Source organism: Kitasatospora sp. NPDC057936, assembly GCF_042887525.1.
Taxonomy (GTDB): Bacteria; Actinomycetota; Actinomycetes; order Streptomycetales; family Streptomycetaceae; genus Kitasatospora.
Window position 1 is genome coordinate 184,076 of record NZ_JBHVPD010000003.1, and the last position, 15,716, is coordinate 199,791.

Genomic DNA, 15,716 nt, shown 5'->3' on the forward strand with positions numbered 1-15,716 from the left:
GGGGGTGCCGGCGCGCCCCCCGGGCCGGGTCGAACCGCGGCTGCCGGGGCTGTTGGGCCCCTGGGGGGCCCCGCGGCTCACCGAGGGGCACCACAACAAATGCCTCACTCGGGCCACAAGTCGAGGGAGACGCTCGGGCCGTCGCTGAGGTAGCTGATGAGAGCTTCCCTGGTCGTGGGGACGAAGTCGTCCGGTACTGCGTGAACGTCGGCCCATCCGACTTCCGAGTGCTGGGCGGGCTCCCCATTGGGCGTACGGTCGTCGTCGATCGGCGTGGTTGGTGGGAAATGGGCTCTGGTCGGCCGCACCGGTGTGCGGCCGACCCGGGGCGCCACCTGCTACTCGCTCAGGAGCGGCTCCAGGATGAACCCGAGCCGCGATGGGACATCCTCGCCGTCAACCCATCGGAGCGGGGCGCCGAACGGGGTGACGGGCTCGGCGTCGTCGTCCTGCTGCCGGTAGCGCGCGACCAGGTCCGCGTATTGCGGGTTGATCCACTCCATCGGAATGCCTCCTACTCGTGTGCTCCGCAGCGTACGCGGACGTCAGGCCGCGTTGCCCGGCTTCCAGTCGGCGTGCCGCTCTGCTGTCCGTCACGGTTCCCCGAAGGTGATCTCCAGCTCGGCGATGAGGGCCTGCGTCAGCTCGATCTGCTGGGAGCGGTCGATGACGACCTTCGCAAGATTTCCGACGCCACGCAGAGCGGAGAGGTCGTTGCCGCGCAGGTCGGTCGTCTTGTAGGTGCCACGTCGGAATTCGGTGTCCCGCAACGTGCAGTCGTTGAAGACGGCGTTGGTGAGGTCGCACCCGGTGAACGTCGATTCGGTGAGCACACAGTGGGTGAAGGCGGCCGGGCCAGCTGCGCGGATCCTCTCGAACGTGGAGTAGTCGAGCTTGCAGTTGTCGAACAGCACGTTGTCGAGGGTGAGGTCGTTGAAGGTGCCGCCCATGATCTTGCAGTTCTTGAAGACGACGCGGGACAGCTTGCTGTCGGCCCACTGGAGATCGCCGAGATCGCAGCCGTCGAACTCGACCGAGTCGACTCGCACTTCGTCCATCCGCACGCGGGACGCGCGCGGGCTGGTGGTTCGGCCTGTGATGAGGTGGGCGTGCGCCAGGTCGAGATCCCGCAGGCCGGCGTCGGCGTAGTTGAAGTCCTGGACGGTGCCCCGGCCGCTCTCCAGGGAGGTCACGTTGGACAGGTAGCCGTCGGCGAGATCGGGCAGGGCGATGCTGATGCGGCCGAAGGTGCGGGTGGTCATTGCGCGCTCGCTCTCGAAGGAGCCGGGCCCGCGCCAGGCGTCGCGGGCCCGGCCACGGTGGTCTCCGTCCGGGACGGCAGCCGAGAGAGTGTGACGAGACGGGCCTGCCGCGCCACGCGGCAGGCCCGCACGTGGGAGGCCTTCGTTGCTCTCCTGGGTGCCTGACCGGCGGTGCGTTGGAGGATTTCGTCACCTTGACATAAATCTGTCGGGGCAGGTCTGCGGCCGGTTTGCGTCTGACATGCTGAAGGCCATCGAGAGGGGCCGCCGCGATGCAGTGGAAGATCCATGGGGAACGTCCGATCTACGAGAACCCATGGGTGAACCTGTGGCTGGCCGACGTCGAGCAGCCTGACGGACACCGGTGGGAGCATCATGTGGTCAAGCTGCGGCACCTTGCCGTGGCCGCCATCGTGAACGGTGAGAAGCAGGTCCTCATGATGTGGCGGCATCGCTTCATCACCGACACCTGGGCCTGGGAACTCCCGATGGGGCTGATCGAACCGGACGAAACCCCTGCGGAGGCGGCTGCTCGCGAAGCACTGGAGGAGACAGGCTGGAGGGTTGGCGAAGTCAAGCCGTTGATCTACGCCCAGCCGGCGAATGGGATCACCGACTCCGAGCACTTCGTCTTCCGGACTGACGCCGTCGAGTACGCGGGTCCGCCGACCGAACACAACGAGTCCGACCGGATCGAGTGGATTCCCCTTTCTGAGCTGCGAGGGATGATCGACCGGCGCGAGATCGTCAGCAGTGGCACGCTGGTGGGCGTGTTGTACCTGCTGCTGGATGAGGCCGGCCTCTGATCAGCCGGCCGGCTCGGCGATGCGGCCTGAGCAACTGGCGGAACTCTCGGAGGTGCGCGACCACCCGGGAGGTTGGTCTTTTGCCTGGGCGCCCCGGCCGGGTGGCCGGGGCGCCCAGGGGGACCCGACCGGTGGTGCGTGGCTGGGCGACTTCGGCGGGCTCACTGGAACGCCTGGGCGTTGTGCAGGTTGTGATCTGGAGGGCAGCGTTCGGCGCCTCAGCCCTTCCTGGAGGCTCCCTTGGGCCATACGACGTCCACCGGGATCGCTGCGGCCTGTGCGCCTGCCACTGTGTCGGCCGTCCCACCCCGTCCGTTGCCCGGTTGACCGTCCCATACCGCTACCAGCCGGTCAGCGCGGCGAAGCAACTCGTTGCTTGCGGCCTCGTACGCCTCGCGGTCGGCTGTTGCGAACGGCATGACGATCACGTCGGTTGCCGCCTCGTACAGGCGGTCGAACTCGGCTGCGTAGTCGGGCTTGACCTTGGCCTTGCGGTAATCCGCGGACGGGATCACAGCGATCAGCAGGCCACCGAGCGACAAGACGACGTCGGCGAACAAGGCATCGGCGCCCTTGGCGATGCAGGACAGTCCGGTCAGCTGATCGCTCGGATACTCGGAGAGCAGGTCCAGGAGCGCATCGCGAACCGGCTGGATGCTGCCCGCGGTCAGGTCCATGTGCCCGGTCACTGCGATCACTGCCATGCCGTTCCCTTGGGTCCGTTCGCCAGTAGCTCGTGGATGCTAGCGCGGATGTCCCGTACGGCAGCGATCGTCAACGCCTGACTTGGCCAGCGCAGTTGACGCACAGCGGTGCCCCTCGGCTCGCCGAGGGGCACCGCAACAAGCGCCGTCGCTGGTACCGGTCGCGTGAGGTGCGGGACAAGGAGGTGGACACGGCGTTCCTCGCTTCAGGAGTGACTGGCGTCAACGGACGCGGAGATCGGCATGCACGGTCTTGCCGTAGGTGTCCAGGGCCGCGCCCCAGCACCCGGCGGTCAGCAGGTGGATCAGGGCGAGGCCGCGGTGGCACTCGTCGTCGCTTCCGGCTTGGAGCAGCACTGGCATCGTTCGGGAGCCGTCGCGGACTGAGATCCTGACTGTCTGGGGTGTGATCCTGCGGATCTTGACGAGCATGAACGTCAGGCAGCCGGTCTTGCAGGCGTTGCTGACCAACTCGGTGACGATCAGCTGGGCGTCGTCCGCCAGGTCGTCCAGCTCCCACTCCCGGAGCTTGCGTCGAACCAGCTTGCGAGCCGTGCAGGCAGACTCCGACCGGTACTTCAGGGAGGCCGTTGCCGGGCCGGGGATCTCGGTGCGTGCTGGAGCCGAGCCCCTCGCGGAGCCCGTCTGCGACATGGACTCGGAGCGGTCGGCTGTGGTGTCGAGAAGCCGCTGCTGCCGGATCCGGCCGTCGACTGAGCGGTGCACGGGAGCCTCCTCCGAGATGACTGATGAACAGTCAATGGCGGCTCGTGGCAAAGAACCAGGTCGGACCGGAGGACACATCACCGGACATTTCGGCGGGTAGCTTGTGTCTCCTGCCGCAGGATGGTGTCAGTGGCCTAGCGTGGATTCGTGGGGGTGCAAGATATGCCCGAATGCGCAGCGAACGGGACGTTCGTAGCCGCGCGGATCGAACGTGGCTGGCGTACGCAAGAGGACTTCGCCGATGCGTATAGCGCCAAAGCCGTCACTCTGAACTCGAAGGCCAGGATCTCGGTTCGCCAGGTCAGGCGTTGGGAGTCCGGTCAGACCGCCTGGCCCAATCGGGATGCGCGGTACGTGCTGACCGAGATGTTCGATGCGCCTCTCGAACGACTTGGTTTCGTCCCGCTGCCGAGTAAGCCGATCCGGCTCGGGACGGCTACCGGCTCGAAGTCAGACGTGGAGGAGCCAATGCTTCACCGCAGCTTCATGAGTGGTCCGCTCGCCACGCCCTTGCTCGATCTCGCAGCCCTGGAGCACCTCACCGCGGCCGCTTGCAATGCCTACCGATTTGCTGACCACGAACTTGTGGGCCACCTTCGGGATGCTCTGGACGACACCGCTCGTACGGATCTGCGCGTGGGGTCGCATCGGGCGTTGCCCGCAGCACTGGGAATCCTGTCTGCCACCAGTACCACTGCCCGCGACGCCAGGCCGGCTATCCGTCGTGAGCTTCTTGTCCTCGGGGCCAGGGCGGCGGAGTTCGCGGCGTGGCTGCACCACGACGCGGGCGCTCCTGACCAGGTCGTTGCCTATTGGCACAACCAGGCCAAGGAATGGGCGACCTTCACCAATGATGAAGCCATGCATGCCTACGTGCTGATGCGGCAGGCCCAGATCCTCGGGCGCCACGATGCCGCGCGCATGCTCGACCTTGCCAGGGCCGCGACGAGCGGGCCGTCGAAGCTGCCGGCCCGCGCGCATGCCGAAGCGCTCCAGCAGCAGGCGCGGGGAATGGCGATGACCGGTGCCCACCCCGATCAGATCGCCCGGGTACTGGACCAAGCGCACGCCGCCCTCGACCGGGCCGACCGACCAGCGGAGCCTCCATCGTGTACGGGGCCGCTCGGCGACGGATACACGCGGGAACGGCTCCTCATCCAGACGGCGATCCGACTACGGGAAGCCGGACGCCCCGTTGAAGCCATCGCAGCGTTCCAGGCGCATCTCACCGCCGAGGCGTTCGCTCCACGTGACCGTGCTCACTACAGCGCGTTCTTGGCCGGTGCTCTTGCCGATCTCGGGGAACCTGACGAGGCTGCCGCAGTCGCCCTGAAAGCGCTGCGTGTTGCTACGGATGTTCGCTCCCGGCAAGCCATCGGCGCACTTCACGGCACTGCGAAGACCCTGTTTCCGTACCGACAGAGACCACAGGTGCGGGAACTCCACGAGCGACTGGTGATCCTGGCGGCCGGCTAGGAAGAGAGGAAGGCAGTCACCTTGGCGATCACGTCTCGCTGCCAAGCCTGTGATTGCGGGTCGGCGTATGCGGGATCGTCATGGACTGCGAAGCCGTGCTGCGCGCCGTCGAGTTCATACAACTCGGCTCCCGAGCCGTTCCGGAACAAGGGGGCGTACTGGCGTGACAACTGCACATCCACGAAGGTGTCTTTTGTCCCGTGGACGATGAGTACCGGGCAATGAACGCCGGCGCAGACGGCTTCCGGCGCCGGCAGGAGAAACATCTCATTGAGCAGTGCCCGGCCGGTCTCGAACGGCTGTCGCGGCAAAGCTCCGGTTTGATCGAGCTGCGCGGCGCGATCCGGCGAGAGGTAGTTCCCTGACCAGCCGGCTCGCTCGGTGATGAACCTGTCCTTGTAGTCGATTCGCGGGTTCAACAGCACCAGTCGCTCGACCTCCCCCGGGTACTGGCCGGCGTGCATGGCGGCAGCGCCACCTGAGAACGATGCTGCGATGACGTGAACTGGGCGCGGCCGCTTGGCGACTTCGGCGAGGTGATCGCTTGCGGCGCGAATGTCGTTGGCCACTCCGGCGATCGTGAGATCTGCCGGACGCCCGCCGCTGGCGCCGTGGGCCCGCAGGTCGAACCGCAGGCAGGTCACTCCGGTCGCGGCCAGGCCGGCTGCCAGTCGGCCGAAGAACCCGCCCTCCTCGCGGGTGACACCGGCTCCGTGAATGAGAACGGCCAGGGCGGTAGGTGACGTCGGGGAGGGGGTGACCGTGCCGAACAACGCTGTGCCGTCCAACGACCGGAACGCAGTCTCGTAGTCAGTCATGCGTTGAAGGTAGCAACCTGTGGCGAGTGTCACTCGCGATCTATGTGCGCCGGGGGTTGTGCGCCTGCGCCGTCCGAATGGGTGACGTGGATCGGAGTTTGACGGCTAGTCACGAAGCTACGGTGACTATTGCGGCGTGAGTGCTTCGAGCGGAGCACGCGCACATAGTGAGCCCCGGCGGTGCGTCAACACCCCGGGGTATGGCACCAGGAGAGCAAAGGGCTCCAAGATGCAGATTCATCGTATCCCCAAGCACGCCCCCGGCTACACGATTCTCGACAACGGGCATGTCGTCCGTAAGCACTCGCTGAGTTGGGCGGCGCGTGGGCTGCTCAGTTACCTGCTCAGCCTGCCGGACGGCGCTCGTGAAGATGTTCGGACGCTGGCGGCGAAGAGCGTTGAGGGGCGCACGACGGTGGCGCGGGCTCTCCGTGAGCTGGAGGCGGCCGGGCACTACGTCCGGCGCACTCACCGGGATCCCCTGACGGGGCAGGTTCGGACGGTCGTCTCCGTCCACGAAGTGCCGGTGGTGGGCAAGGCGGTCCACACCGTGCCGCCGCTTCCCGTGTCCCCGGCCGCCGGGTGTCCTGGAGCTGGCCGGCCAGGCGCCGGGACTGCGGGAGACCCTTCCGTGAAGGTAAGGAAGTTGACGGAGAAGGATGCCGGAAGGCCGTCCGTCCCTCCCGCTCGGCCCCAGCGCCTGACCGACGGCATGACGCTGCTGCTCGAACTGGGCCGCCGCGAGCCCCGGATGGCCCTCGCGGGTAGGCCGCTGACGGACCAGGCCGCCATGGTGGAGGGGCTCCTGGCCGGGGGCTGGACGCCGGACGCGCTGATGGCTGTCCTGTCCGCCCCGCTCCCGGGCCGGATCACCCACAGCGTCGGCGCGATCCTCGCCTCCCGTCTGTCGGCCGTCCCGCCCGTGCCGGGCCCCCGGCCAACGACGGTCGGCTCGGAACCGGGGACGCGGCACCACGAGTGCCCCGGCCGGGACGGCCTGTGCGGTCGGCCGGTTCGCGAGGCGCGCAACTTGTGCGTGTCGTGCCGGGAGTAGGACCCGTCTCAGCAGGGTGCTTTCAGTCGTCGGGCCATTCGATGCCGTCCGGGCCGGTCGACGATCCGGCCTTGACCGGGTTGCCGACCCAGGCGTTGGCGTTGCCGGCCGTGGCGGGCGTGGTGACCAGGAGCGCCCCGAGTGCTGCCAGTGCGGCGGCTGCGAGCACCCTGCCGATCGTGTGGGTCATGCCGGTTTCCCCTTCCCCCGTGGGACGGCCGGTCGATGGACGCGGCCGTCCGTCAGTGTGCAACGTGGTTGTGGGGCAGGGCAATTGATTAGGCCGTTACTCGGCCGGCGGGCGGAAGGTCACCGGGGCCGCGAAGGCCGCCCGGCGGGTGGTGCGGCGGAGGGCCCGCAGGACGGGGGTGCCGAGGGTGAGGCACAGGGTGACGGTGAGGGCGGCGCGGGGGAGGTCCCAGCCGAGGGACGTCGTCAGGCAGTAGGCGGCGAAGCGGACCAGGTTGGCGGGGAGCGGGTCGCCGGGGACGAAGGAGATGGAGCTGGAGAGGCCGCCGATGTACGGCCAGCCCTGCAGGTTCATGATCGTGCCGTAGAGGATGGACGAGAGAGCGCCATAGGCGGCGAGAAGGGCGAGTTCGCGGCGGCCGCGCAGGGTCGCGGCGCCGGGGAGGAGGCCGGCGCCCAGGCAGACCCAGCCCATCGCGAGCATCTGGAACGGCAGCCACGGGCCGACGCCGCCGGTCAGCAGGGCGGAGGCGAACATCGACAGCGAGCCGAGGACGAAGCCGAAGCCCGGGCCGAGGACGCGGCCGGAGAGCACCATCAGGAAGAACATCGGCTCCAGGCCGGCCGTACCCGCGCCGAGCGGGCGCAGCGCGGCGCCCGCCGCGGCGAGGACGCCCAGCAGCGCGACGGACTTGGCGTCCAGGCCTGGAGCGCCCCCGCCCGCCGACCGGCCCTCGCTGATCTGCGCGATGACGACGGCCAACAACAACGGCAGCAGGAGTGCGAACAGCCAAGGGGCGTCGGCGGAGTGGCCGACCAGGGCGGACTTGGTCGAGGCGAGCAGCGGCCAGCCGAAGGCCGTCACGCCGACGAGGGAGGTGAGGGTCAGCGCCGTGACGGAGCGGCGGCCGAGCGGGACGGGACGACTCATGCTCCCGCCTCGCTCCGCTCGGCAGGGGCATTCGCCCACACGCACCTTCTGATGATTCGCTCGCTGCGCTCACTCATGCTTCCAGCGCCTCCGCCACCTGGTGGACGGTGAGCCACGGGCCCGGGGCCAGCACCTTGGCGACCTGCGGGGCGAACGCGGGGGAGGAGACCACGACCTCGGCCGTCGGGCCGTCCGCGACGATCTCGCCCTCGGCCAGGATGACCGTGCGGTGGGCGAGTTCGGCGGCCAGCTCGACGTCGTGGGTGGCCAGCAGCACGGCGTGGCCCTCGGCGGCGAGGCCGCGCAGGATCTCCACCAGCCGGGCCTTGGCCGCGTAGTCGAGGCCGCGGGTGGGCTCGTCGAGCAGGAGCAGCGGGGGCCGGGCGGTGAGGACGACGGCCAGGGCGAGCGTGAGCCGCTGGCCTTCGGACAGGTCGCGCGGGTGGGCGGTGTCGGCGATGCCGGGCAGCAGGCGTTCGACCAGTGCTCGGCACGTGCCTGCGAGGGCGCTCGCGTCGGTGTCGGCCGCCGCGCACTCGGCGGTGACGCTCTCGCCGTAGAGCAGGTCGCGCGGGTCCTGCGGGACGAGGCCGACCTGGCGGATCAGGTCAGCGGGCCTGGTGCGGTGCGGGGTGCGGTCGCCCACCCGGACGGTGCCGGAGGCGGGGGCGTGCAGGCCGACGAGGCTGCCCAGCAGGGTCGACTTGCCGGCGCCGTTGCGGCCCATCAGCGCGGTGATCTCGCCAGGGCGGAGGGCGAGGTCCACACCGCGCAGGGCGTGCACGGGGCCGCGTCGGACGGCGAGGCGGTCGGCGGCTGCCAGCGGGGAGCCGTCGGGGGAGGGTGCGGCGGCCGGACGGCGTCCGTCGAGGCGCTCGCGCAGCCCGGCGGCCTTGCGGCGGGCGTCGCGTACGGACAGCGGCAGCGGCCGCCAGCCCGCGAGCCGTCCGAGGCCGACCACCGGCGGGTGCACCGGCGAGTGCGCCATCACGTCGGCCGGTTCGCCGAGGACGGGCGTGGCGCCGGGGGTGAGCAGCAGCACCTGGTCGGCGTACTGGACGACGCGTTCCAGTCGGTGCTCGGCCATCAGGACGGTCGTGCCGAGGTCGTGCACGAGCCGCTGCAGTACGGCCAGCACCTCCTCGGCCGCGCCCGGGTCGAGCGCGGAGGTCGGCTCGTCCAGGACCAGCACGCGCGGGTGGACGGTGAGCACCGAGCCGATCGCGACGCGCTGCTGCTGGCCGCCGGAGAGCGAGCCGAGGGCGCGGTCGCGCAGGTCGGCGAGGCCGAGCAGGTCGAGGGTCTCCTCGACGCGGCGGCGCATGACGTCGGCCGGCAGGCCCAGGGACTCCATGCCGTAGGCGAGTTCGTCCTCGACGGTGTCGGTGACGAAGTGCGCGACCGGGTCCTGCCCCACCGTGCCCACCAGGTCGGCCAGGTCGCGCGGGCGGTGGGTGCGGGTGTCCCGGCCGCCGACGGTGACCCGGCCGTGCAGGGTGCCGCCGGTGAAGTGCGGGACGAGCCCGCTGACGGTGCCCAGGAGGGTGGACTTGCCGGAGCCCGACGGGCCCACCAGCAGGCAGAGTTCGCCCTCGGGGACGGTCAGGTCGACGCCGTTCAAAGCCGACGTGGGAGCGTCCGCGTACTGGACGGAGACCTGCTCGAAGGTGATCACGAAGCCCTCCGGGGCGGGGTCGGGGTGGCGAACGCCGGTACCAGGCCCAGGAGCGCGGCGAGGACGGCGGCCGCCGGCAGCACGGGGACGCTCGGCGGCACGACGGTGGGCGCGAAGGCGGCGGGATCGCGGGTGGAGAGGTAGACGGTGAGCGCGGCGACGGCGACGCCCGAACCGGCGGTGAGCCACTCCGGGAGCGCCCAGGGGTCCGGCCGGTAGCGCGTCCTGACTGACCGCCTGTTGCCGAGGAGCAGTCCGGCGAACGCCGCGGCCAGGCCGATCAGCAGGACGGGGAGCGCCCAGCCGGCGCCCCCGGCGGTCAGCAGGCCGTACGCGGCCAGGCAGACGCCCAGCAGCCCGGCCAGGGTGAGCGCGGCCGTCGCCCGCGCGAGGCGCCGCGGGACGTCGGCGGTGCGGCCGAAGCCGCGGGTGTCCATCGCGGCGGCCAGCGCCACCGAACGCTCCAACGCGCCCTCCAGGACGGGCAGTCCGACGCTCAGCACGGCGGCGACGCCCTTGTCCGTCCGGCCGCGCAGGCGGCGGGCGGCGCGCAGCCGCCGGACGTCGGCAACCAGGTTCGGCGCGAACGTCATCGCCACGACGACGGCCACCCCCGCCTCGTACAGCGCGCCGGGCAGGGCGCGCAGGAGGCGGGCCGGGCTGGCGAGCGCGTTCGCGGCGCCGACGCACACCAGGAGCGTCGCCAGGCGCAGCCCGTCGTAGAGCGCGGCCAGCAGGCCTTCGAGGGTGACCCGTCCGCCGATCCGCACCCCCTGCGCCCAGGCGGGCAGGGGCACTTCGGGCAGCGTGAACAGCACGTGCGTCCCGGGGATCGGCGAGCCCAGCAGCACGGCGAACAGCAGCCGGATGCCGAGGACGAACAGGCCGAGCCGCAGGAACGCGCCGTACGACCGCGACCAGGGCGCGTCACCGCGCCGGGCCGCGACGACGTAGCCGGCGACGGCGGCGAGCAGCAGCAGGATCGCCGGGTTGGTGGTGCGGGTGGCCGCGGCGCCCAGGCCGAGCGCCCACAACCACCAGGCGCCGGGGTGCAGTTGACGGGAGACGCGCACGGAAAGGGACCTCATCGGGGACGGCGGCGGCGCGACTGCCAGACGGCACCGGCCGCGAGGGCGGCGACGAGGACTCCGCCGGCGATCAGGCCGAGGTCCGGGCCGCTGCCGTCGTCCTTGGCCGCTGCCTTGCTGCCCGTCTTCGCACCGGCGCCGACCTGGTCGGCGCAACCGGCCTTCGGGTAGCCGGCGATGGCGCAGAGCAGGCCGTTCGTGTCGTACCGCAGCGGCGGCGCGACGGCGGCGAGCACCTCGGCGGACGTCGCGTTGGCGGCGACGGTGGCGCAGGCGGTGCGCTGCTCGGGCGGCTGCTCGGCGGAGGCGGCATCGTCGGCCGTGCCGAAGTCGAGGACGACGGCCACGCGCTTGCGGCCCTGCTGCGGGGGCGTGCTCGCGCAGAGGGCGGCGAAGTCGGCGCCGGCGCGGGGCTGCGCGGCGTTCTGCCCGCCGTCCGGGCTGACGGCGAACCGCCACCCGTCGACGCTCCCGTCCGCCGGCACGTGGACCGACGGACCCTGCTGCTGGTAGGCCCAGCCGCCGTCGGCACCCTTCCAGAACGACCAGTACCGGTACCCGGCCGCCTCGGCGGGCACGGCGGAACCGGCGACGAGGAGCACGGCGAGCAGGCCGGTGAGGAGTGCGGCGAGGCGGCCGGTGGGTTGCCTGGCGGCGGTGTGGCCGTGGGCGGTGGGGCCGGCCAGGCGGTTGGCGAGTTGCCTGGCGGGGGTGGTGGTGGGGCCGGCCAGGCGGCTGGCGAGTCGGCTGGCAGGGGTGGTGGGAGCCTCGGCGCGCCCGAGGCGGTTGCCGGGCGCGGCGGCACGGGAGCGGTCGCTCGCTGCCGTGAGCCCGACCGGGGTGCCCGGCGCAGACGAGGCTCCCCGGACCGCCGTGCGGGCACGCCCGGTCGCCGTCGGGCGTCGCGTGCGGGCAGTCGGCGCGGCCGCCGGGCCCGACGCGCTGCCCTCGAACGACGGGCTCCAGCCGGGCCCGCCCGCCGCCGGGAGCCCGGAGGCTCCGGCGGCGTGGCGGGGGTTGGACGTCACAGCTTCGGGGCGCGCTTGCGCTGGAGGCTCAGGATGAGGCCGCCGCCGACGCCGATGAGCAGGCCGACGCCGATCAGCCAGTACTGGGAGATGCCGCCGTCCTTCTTCTTCTCGGCGGCGGGCGCGGCGGAAGCGGGAGCAGCAGGGGCGGAAGCCGTCGTCTTCGGCACCGGGCCGAGCGTGGTGAGCTGCTGCACCAGCGCGGCCGTGTCCCGCTGGGCGGCCTGGGCGACCAGGAGCAGCGTCGCGGCGGCGCCCGCGTCGGTGCCGCCCTTCGTCCACGCGGCGCCGTTCTGGGTCAGCCAGTCCACCGCGCCGGCGGCCTGCTGCGGGTGGCCGCTCTGGGTGAGGCCGAGGGCGGCCCAGGCGGTGGCGGTGTAGTCGGGGGTGGGCGTGGCGCCGGGCATGGTGAGGGTGAGGTGGTTGCCGCCCGCGCCGAGCTGCGCGGTGAGGTACGCCCCGGCGGCCTCCGCCGAGTCGGCGTGCGCGACGGGGGAGGCCGGGGTGGCGGGGGTGGCGGTGGCGCCGTCCTGGCAGGTCAGCGGCTTGGGCGCGGCGTCGGAGCGGACGCCGGCGGTGACCGGGAGCCGGCCGCCGGCCGCGGCGAGCGAGGCCTGGGCGGTGGCGAGCGCGTTGGGCGCGAGGGCGCCGGAGGCGGCGTCGGGCTGGAAGGCGAAGGCGCCGCGCTGGTCGGCGGGGGCGGCGCAGCCGAGCTGGAAGCGGGCGAGCCCGTCGAAGGCGTTCTTGCCGTCCTTGGCGACGCCCGCCGGGTCGGTCCTGGCGGCGAAGAGGGCGTTGACGGCGAGGCCGGTGGAGTTGGCGTCGCCGGGGTTGCCGGGGTTGTAGGCCCAGCTGCCGTCGGCGTTCTGGACGGTCTTGAGCCACTGGACGCCCTTGTCGACGGCGTCCTGGTGCCCGCCGAGCGCGACGAGGGCCTGGACGGCGACGGCGGTGGCGTTGCTGTCCTCGGTCTTGGCGTCGCAGGCCGCGTCGGCGGCCCGGTAGGACGGCCAGCCGCCGTCCTCGCACTGCTGTCCGGTGAGCCAGGCGACCGCCTGGTCGGCCGGGGTCACCTTGGCCGCCGCGAGCGCGGTGAGCGCGAGGGACTGGCGCCACACCCCGTCGTACGTCGGGTCGCCCTTGCCGTACAGGCCCTCGGGGGCAGCGGGGGCAGTGGGGGCAGCGGGGGCAGCGGGGGCCGGCGGGGAGGGGGTGTCGGCGAGGGCCGGTGCGGCGGCGGCGCCGGTGAGCAGCGCGGCGGACAGGGCGGCGGCGCCCAGGCGGGCGGCGGTGAGCATGGTGGAGGTGTGCCTTTCGGTGAGCGGGGCGGGCCCGGCGGGGCCCTTCCGTAGTCCTCGACGGTGCCGGACGGGTGCGTCCGGCCCTCAGGCCGTGTCCCTCGGATCAGGTCGGAGGGCTGATCCGACGGACACGTCCTGGCCGCTCGCCCCTCCCCGGGCGCTCCGGCTCGGCCCGTACTCACGCGCGGGAGCACGGCCTCACGGTTGCGGGGTCAGCGCCGGACTCGCACCGGCTTCCCCCGGGAGAGGGACGGGATGAAGTTTTTGCTGCCCGTTGACTCTAGCCGCCGGCGCCGCCCGCCGGACCGCGGCGAGCAGGAACACGTTCCAGTAAGCGGGGGCGGGCGGAGACCTCACGGCAGCGTGAGCAGCCGCGCCGCCGTGTGCAGGTCGGCCCGGACCTCGGCGATCGAGGAGCGGCCGGAGAGCCAGGAGACCAGCGCCGAGTGCCAGGTGTGCTCGATCACCCGGACGGCCGCGCGCTGGCTCTCGCTCGGTGGCCCGGACTGGCCGATCGCGTCCAGGATGAGCTGTCCGGTCGCGGAGCTCACCTGGTCCACCTCGGCCCCGACCGAGCGGTCCGCGAAGGACAGCGCCCGCACCATGGCCTCCGCCAGGAGCGGTTCGCGCTGGAGCGCGTGGAAGGCCCGGGTGAGCGTGTCGGCCACCCGCGGCGCCGGTTCGTCGTCGGTCGGCGGGTGGCGCCGGATGTGCTCCTGGAGGCTCTGCAGCTGTTCGAGCATGACCGCGACCAGCAGGTGGACCTTGGACGGGAAGTACCGGTAGAGCGTGCCGAGGGCGACCTCGGCGCTCTCCGCGACCTCCCGCATCTGCACCGCCTCGTACCCGCCGCGCGCGGCCAGGGCGGTGGCGGCCCGCAGGATCCGCCGCCGGCGCTCGGCCTGGCGGGCGGTCAGCGGCGGCTCCCCGGCCGGCGGGGCGGCGGGGCTCGCGGACGTGCTCGGCGACGACAAGGGGTGCTCCCGGGGGCGCGTGGGTGGCGGCGCGCCGCACGGGGGCGGCGCACCGTCGACCCGGGGTCGGCCGGGTCGGCGTGGCGGGAATCACCAGCCCTGGCTCCGGAGGGAAAGCTACGGGCCGGTATCTTCGAGGTCTCTCATTGTTCACATGGTCGATGACGAGTTCCACAGCCACTGAAACCTGATCTACTTTAGCGACCGGCAGCACAGATAGCAGCTAGAGAAGAGGGCCCAGGATGACCGCGCAGCCGCTGCGGATTGCCCTGCTGTCGTACCGCGGCGACCCGTTCTGCGGTGGCCAGGGCGTCTACGTGCGTCACCTGTCCCGCGAGCTGGCCAGGCTCGGCCACCACGTGGACGTGATCGGCGCCCAGCCGTACGCCGTCCTGGACGAGGTCGAGGGGCCGGGGTCGGTGCGCCTCGTCGAGCTGCCCAGCCTGGACCTGTACCGCGCGGACGACCCGTTCCGCACGCCCGGGCGCGGCGAGTTCCGCGGGCCGGTGGACGTGCTGGAGTTCGCCACGATGCGCACCGGCGGCTTCCCCGAGCCGCTGACGTTCTCGCTGCGCGCCCGGCAGTACCTGGCCCGGCACAAGGGCCGCTACGACGTCGTGCACGACAACCAGACCCTCGGCTACGGCCTGCTCGGGCTGGCCCGGCACGGCTTCCCGCTGGTCACCACGATCCACCACCCGATCACCGTCGACCGGCGGCTGGAGCTGGACGCGGCCACCACCCGGATGCGCCGGCTGTCGCTGCGCCGCTGGTACGCCTTCACCCGGATGCAGCGCCGCGTCGCCACCCGGCTGGACCACGTGATCACCGTCTCCGGCAGCTCGAAGCGGGAGATCGCCGAGCACTTGGGCGCCGCGCCCGGCGCCGTCTCGGTGGTGCCGATCGGCGCCGACACCCGGCTGTGGTCCCCGTCGGCGGAGGTCGCGCGGGTGCCCGGGCGGATCGTCACGACCTCCAGCGCGGACGTCCCGCTCAAGGGCCTGGTCTACCTGGTCGAGGCGCTGGCCAAGGTCCGCACCGAGCGGCCCGCGCACCTGGTCGTGGTCGGCAAGCCGCAGAAGGAGGACGGCCCTGTCACCGAGGCGGTCCGCCGCTTCGGGCTGGAAGAGCACATCGAGTTCCGCAGCGGGCTGACCGACCCGGAGCTGGTCGACCTGTACCGCTCGGCCGAGGTGGCCTGCGTGCCGTCGCTGTACGAGGGCTTCTCGCTGCCCGCCGCCGAGGCGATGGCCACCGGCACGCCGCTGGTGGCGACCACCGGCGGCGCGATCCCCGAGGTGGCCGGGCCGGACGGGGAGACCTGCCTGGCCGTGCCGCCGGGGGACGCGGACGCGCTGGCCGCCGCGCTCGGCCGGCTGCTGGACGACCCGGAGCTGCGTGAGCGGCTCGGGGTGGCCGGCCGCGAGCGGGTGCTGGCCCGGTTCACCTGGGAGCGGGCCGCCGAACTGACCGCCGACGCCTACCGCGCGGCGATCGCCACCGGGGTCGGCGCGCGGGCCCGCTCCGGGCCGGGCTGGCGGTACGTGCCCTGAGTCCGGGCCGGTCCGCGGCGCCGACCGGCGTGCGGGAGACCTGATGAAGCGTCAAACGCGCTTGATGGCACGACGCTTGGTAGCAAGACGCTTGATGGCAAGACGCTTGGTAGCAAAGGAATGGGAGCCCT

16 protein-coding genes, 1 pseudogene and 1 riboswitch are annotated in these 15,716 nt (G+C 72.2%); of the genes and pseudogenes, 5 read left to right on the top strand and 12 right to left on the bottom strand.

What is annotated here, in order from left to right; translation table 11 throughout:
- Positions 1–338 precede the first annotated feature (338 nt).
- Positions 339–503, bottom strand: a complete 165-nt coding sequence (locus ACFVU9_RS03085) for a hypothetical protein (protein ID WP_387589291.1) — start codon at positions 501–503, stop codon at positions 339–341.
- Between the two features lie 90 nt (positions 504–593).
- Positions 594–1,262, bottom strand: a complete 669-nt coding sequence (locus ACFVU9_RS03090; RefSeq protein ID WP_387589294.1) for a pentapeptide repeat-containing protein — start codon at positions 1,260–1,262, stop codon at positions 594–596.
- A gap of 272 nt (positions 1,263–1,534) precedes the next feature.
- Between ACFVU9_RS03090 and ACFVU9_RS03095 the strand changes: the two genes are divergently transcribed.
- Entirely contained in the window at positions 1,535–2,068 is a 534-nt protein-coding gene (locus ACFVU9_RS03095) for an NUDIX domain-containing protein (protein ID WP_387589297.1), read from the top strand.
- A 218-nt stretch (positions 2,069–2,286) separates the two neighbouring features.
- On the opposite strand, the gene ACFVU9_RS03100 is transcribed toward ACFVU9_RS03095, so the two are convergent.
- Complete coding sequence (locus ACFVU9_RS03100; protein WP_387589300.1) at positions 2,287–2,772, bottom strand: hypothetical protein; 486 nt, start codon at positions 2,770–2,772, stop codon at positions 2,287–2,289.
- A 222-nt stretch (positions 2,773–2,994) separates the two neighbouring features.
- On the bottom strand, positions 2,995–3,498 hold the full coding sequence (locus ACFVU9_RS03105; RefSeq protein WP_387589303.1) for an ATP-binding protein: 504 nt from the start codon (positions 3,496–3,498) through the stop codon (positions 2,995–2,997).
- Positions 3,499–3,645: 147 nt separating this feature from the next.
- Between ACFVU9_RS03105 and ACFVU9_RS03110 the strand changes: the two genes are divergently transcribed.
- A complete protein-coding gene (locus tag ACFVU9_RS03110) occupies positions 3,646–4,974 on the top strand; it encodes a tetratricopeptide repeat protein (protein ID WP_387589305.1) in 1,329 nt (442 codons plus the stop codon).
- Here ACFVU9_RS03110 and ACFVU9_RS03115 read toward each other — a convergent pair.
- Complete coding sequence (locus ACFVU9_RS03115; protein ID WP_387589308.1) at positions 4,971–5,792, bottom strand: alpha/beta hydrolase; 822 nt, start codon at positions 5,790–5,792, stop codon at positions 4,971–4,973. The two genes, ACFVU9_RS03110 and ACFVU9_RS03115, sit on opposite strands and share 4 nt — an antisense overlap.
- A 229-nt stretch (positions 5,793–6,021) precedes the next feature.
- Between ACFVU9_RS03115 and ACFVU9_RS03120 the strand changes: the two are divergent.
- Positions 6,022–6,234 (top strand): annotated as a pseudogene (locus ACFVU9_RS03120) (helix-turn-helix domain-containing protein); the annotation flags it as partial.
- Positions 6,235–6,438: 204 nt separating this feature from the next.
- Positions 6,439–6,846: a hypothetical protein gene (locus tag ACFVU9_RS03125; RefSeq protein WP_380506553.1), complete on the top strand. Its 408-nt coding sequence runs from the start codon at positions 6,439–6,441 to the stop codon at positions 6,844–6,846.
- A 22-nt stretch (positions 6,847–6,868) separates the two neighbouring features.
- On the opposite strand, the gene ACFVU9_RS03130 is transcribed toward ACFVU9_RS03125, so the two are convergent.
- The 7 genes from ACFVU9_RS03130 to ACFVU9_RS03160 all read right to left on the bottom strand — a co-directional run bounded on the left by ACFVU9_RS03130 (position 6,869) and on the right by ACFVU9_RS03160 (position 14,032).
- Positions 6,869–7,036 (bottom strand): hypothetical protein, encoded by a 168-nt coding sequence (locus ACFVU9_RS03130; protein ID WP_380439421.1) that lies wholly within the window; start codon positions 7,034–7,036, stop codon positions 6,869–6,871.
- A 96-nt stretch (positions 7,037–7,132) separates the two neighbouring features.
- Positions 7,133–7,966 carry an ECF transporter S component gene (locus ACFVU9_RS03135; protein WP_387589311.1) on the bottom strand — a complete coding sequence of 278 codons (834 nt, stop codon included), beginning with the start codon at positions 7,964–7,966 and terminating at the stop codon, positions 7,133–7,135.
- Positions 7,967–8,039: 73 nt separating this feature from the next.
- Complete coding sequence (locus ACFVU9_RS03140) at positions 8,040–9,641, bottom strand: ABC transporter ATP-binding protein (RefSeq protein ID WP_387589314.1); 1,602 nt, start codon at positions 9,639–9,641, stop codon at positions 8,040–8,042.
- Positions 9,638–10,729 (bottom strand): CbiQ family ECF transporter T component, encoded by a 1,092-nt coding sequence (locus ACFVU9_RS03145; protein WP_387589317.1) that lies wholly within the window; start codon positions 10,727–10,729, stop codon positions 9,638–9,640. The genes ACFVU9_RS03140 and ACFVU9_RS03145 overlap by 4 nt, the downstream gene beginning before the upstream one ends.
- Positions 10,726–11,415, bottom strand: coding sequence for an SCO2322 family protein (locus ACFVU9_RS03150; protein WP_387589349.1), 690 nt, complete (start codon positions 11,413–11,415; stop codon positions 10,726–10,728). Before ACFVU9_RS03150 ends, ACFVU9_RS03145 begins: the two co-directional genes overlap by 4 nt.
- Before the next feature lie 338 nt (positions 11,416–11,753).
- The gene (locus ACFVU9_RS03155) at positions 11,754–13,055 is read right to left on the bottom strand and encodes a prenyltransferase/squalene oxidase repeat-containing protein (RefSeq protein ID WP_387589320.1); all 1,302 of its coding nucleotides are present in this window, start codon (positions 13,053–13,055) and stop codon (positions 11,754–11,756) included.
- 158 nt (positions 13,056–13,213) lie between these two features.
- A riboswitch (cobalamin riboswitch) is annotated at positions 13,214–13,298 on the bottom strand.
- A gap of 113 nt (positions 13,299–13,411) precedes the next feature.
- Entirely contained in the window at positions 13,412–14,032 is a 621-nt protein-coding gene (locus ACFVU9_RS03160; RefSeq protein WP_380439431.1) for a TetR family transcriptional regulator, read from the bottom strand.
- Positions 14,033–14,274: 242 nt separating this feature from the next.
- On the opposite strand from ACFVU9_RS03160, the gene ACFVU9_RS03165 reads away from it, so the two are divergent.
- Positions 14,275–15,585: a glycosyltransferase family 4 protein gene (locus tag ACFVU9_RS03165; RefSeq protein ID WP_380506430.1), complete on the top strand. Its 1,311-nt coding sequence runs from the start codon at positions 14,275–14,277 to the stop codon at positions 15,583–15,585.
- Positions 15,586–15,716: the final 131 nt, after the last annotated feature.

Excerpts from the sequence above, each read along its gene's own strand:
- ACFVU9_RS03135 (WP_387589311.1), bottom strand. The coding sequence starts at position 7,966 with ATGAGTCGTCCCGTCCCGCTCGGCCGCCGCTCCGTCACGGCGCTGACC.
- ACFVU9_RS03145 (WP_387589317.1), bottom strand. The coding sequence starts at position 10,729 with ATGAGGTCCCTTTCCGTGCGCGTCTCCCGTCAACTGCACCCCGGCGCC.
- ACFVU9_RS03155 (WP_387589320.1), bottom strand. The coding sequence starts at position 13,055 with ATGCTCACCGCCGCCCGCCTGGGCGCCGCCGCCCTGTCCGCCGCGCTG.
- ACFVU9_RS03115 (WP_387589308.1), bottom strand. The coding sequence starts at position 5,792 with ATGACTGACTACGAGACTGCGTTCCGGTCGTTGGACGGCACAGCGTTG.
- ACFVU9_RS03085 (WP_387589291.1), bottom strand. The coding sequence starts at position 503 with ATGGAGTGGATCAACCCGCAATACGCGGACCTGGTCGCGCGCTACCGG.
- ACFVU9_RS03165 (WP_380506430.1), top strand. The coding sequence starts at position 14,275 with ATGACCGCGCAGCCGCTGCGGATTGCCCTGCTGTCGTACCGCGGCGAC.
- ACFVU9_RS03100 (WP_387589300.1), bottom strand. The coding sequence starts at position 2,772 with ATGGCAGTGATCGCAGTGACCGGGCACATGGACCTGACCGCGGGCAGC.
- ACFVU9_RS03095 (WP_387589297.1), top strand. The coding sequence starts at position 1,535 with ATGCAGTGGAAGATCCATGGGGAACGTCCGATCTACGAGAACCCATGG.
- ACFVU9_RS03130 (WP_380439421.1), bottom strand. The coding sequence starts at position 7,036 with ATGACCCACACGATCGGCAGGGTGCTCGCAGCCGCCGCACTGGCAGCA.
- ACFVU9_RS03090 (WP_387589294.1), bottom strand. The coding sequence starts at position 1,262 with ATGACCACCCGCACCTTCGGCCGCATCAGCATCGCCCTGCCCGATCTC.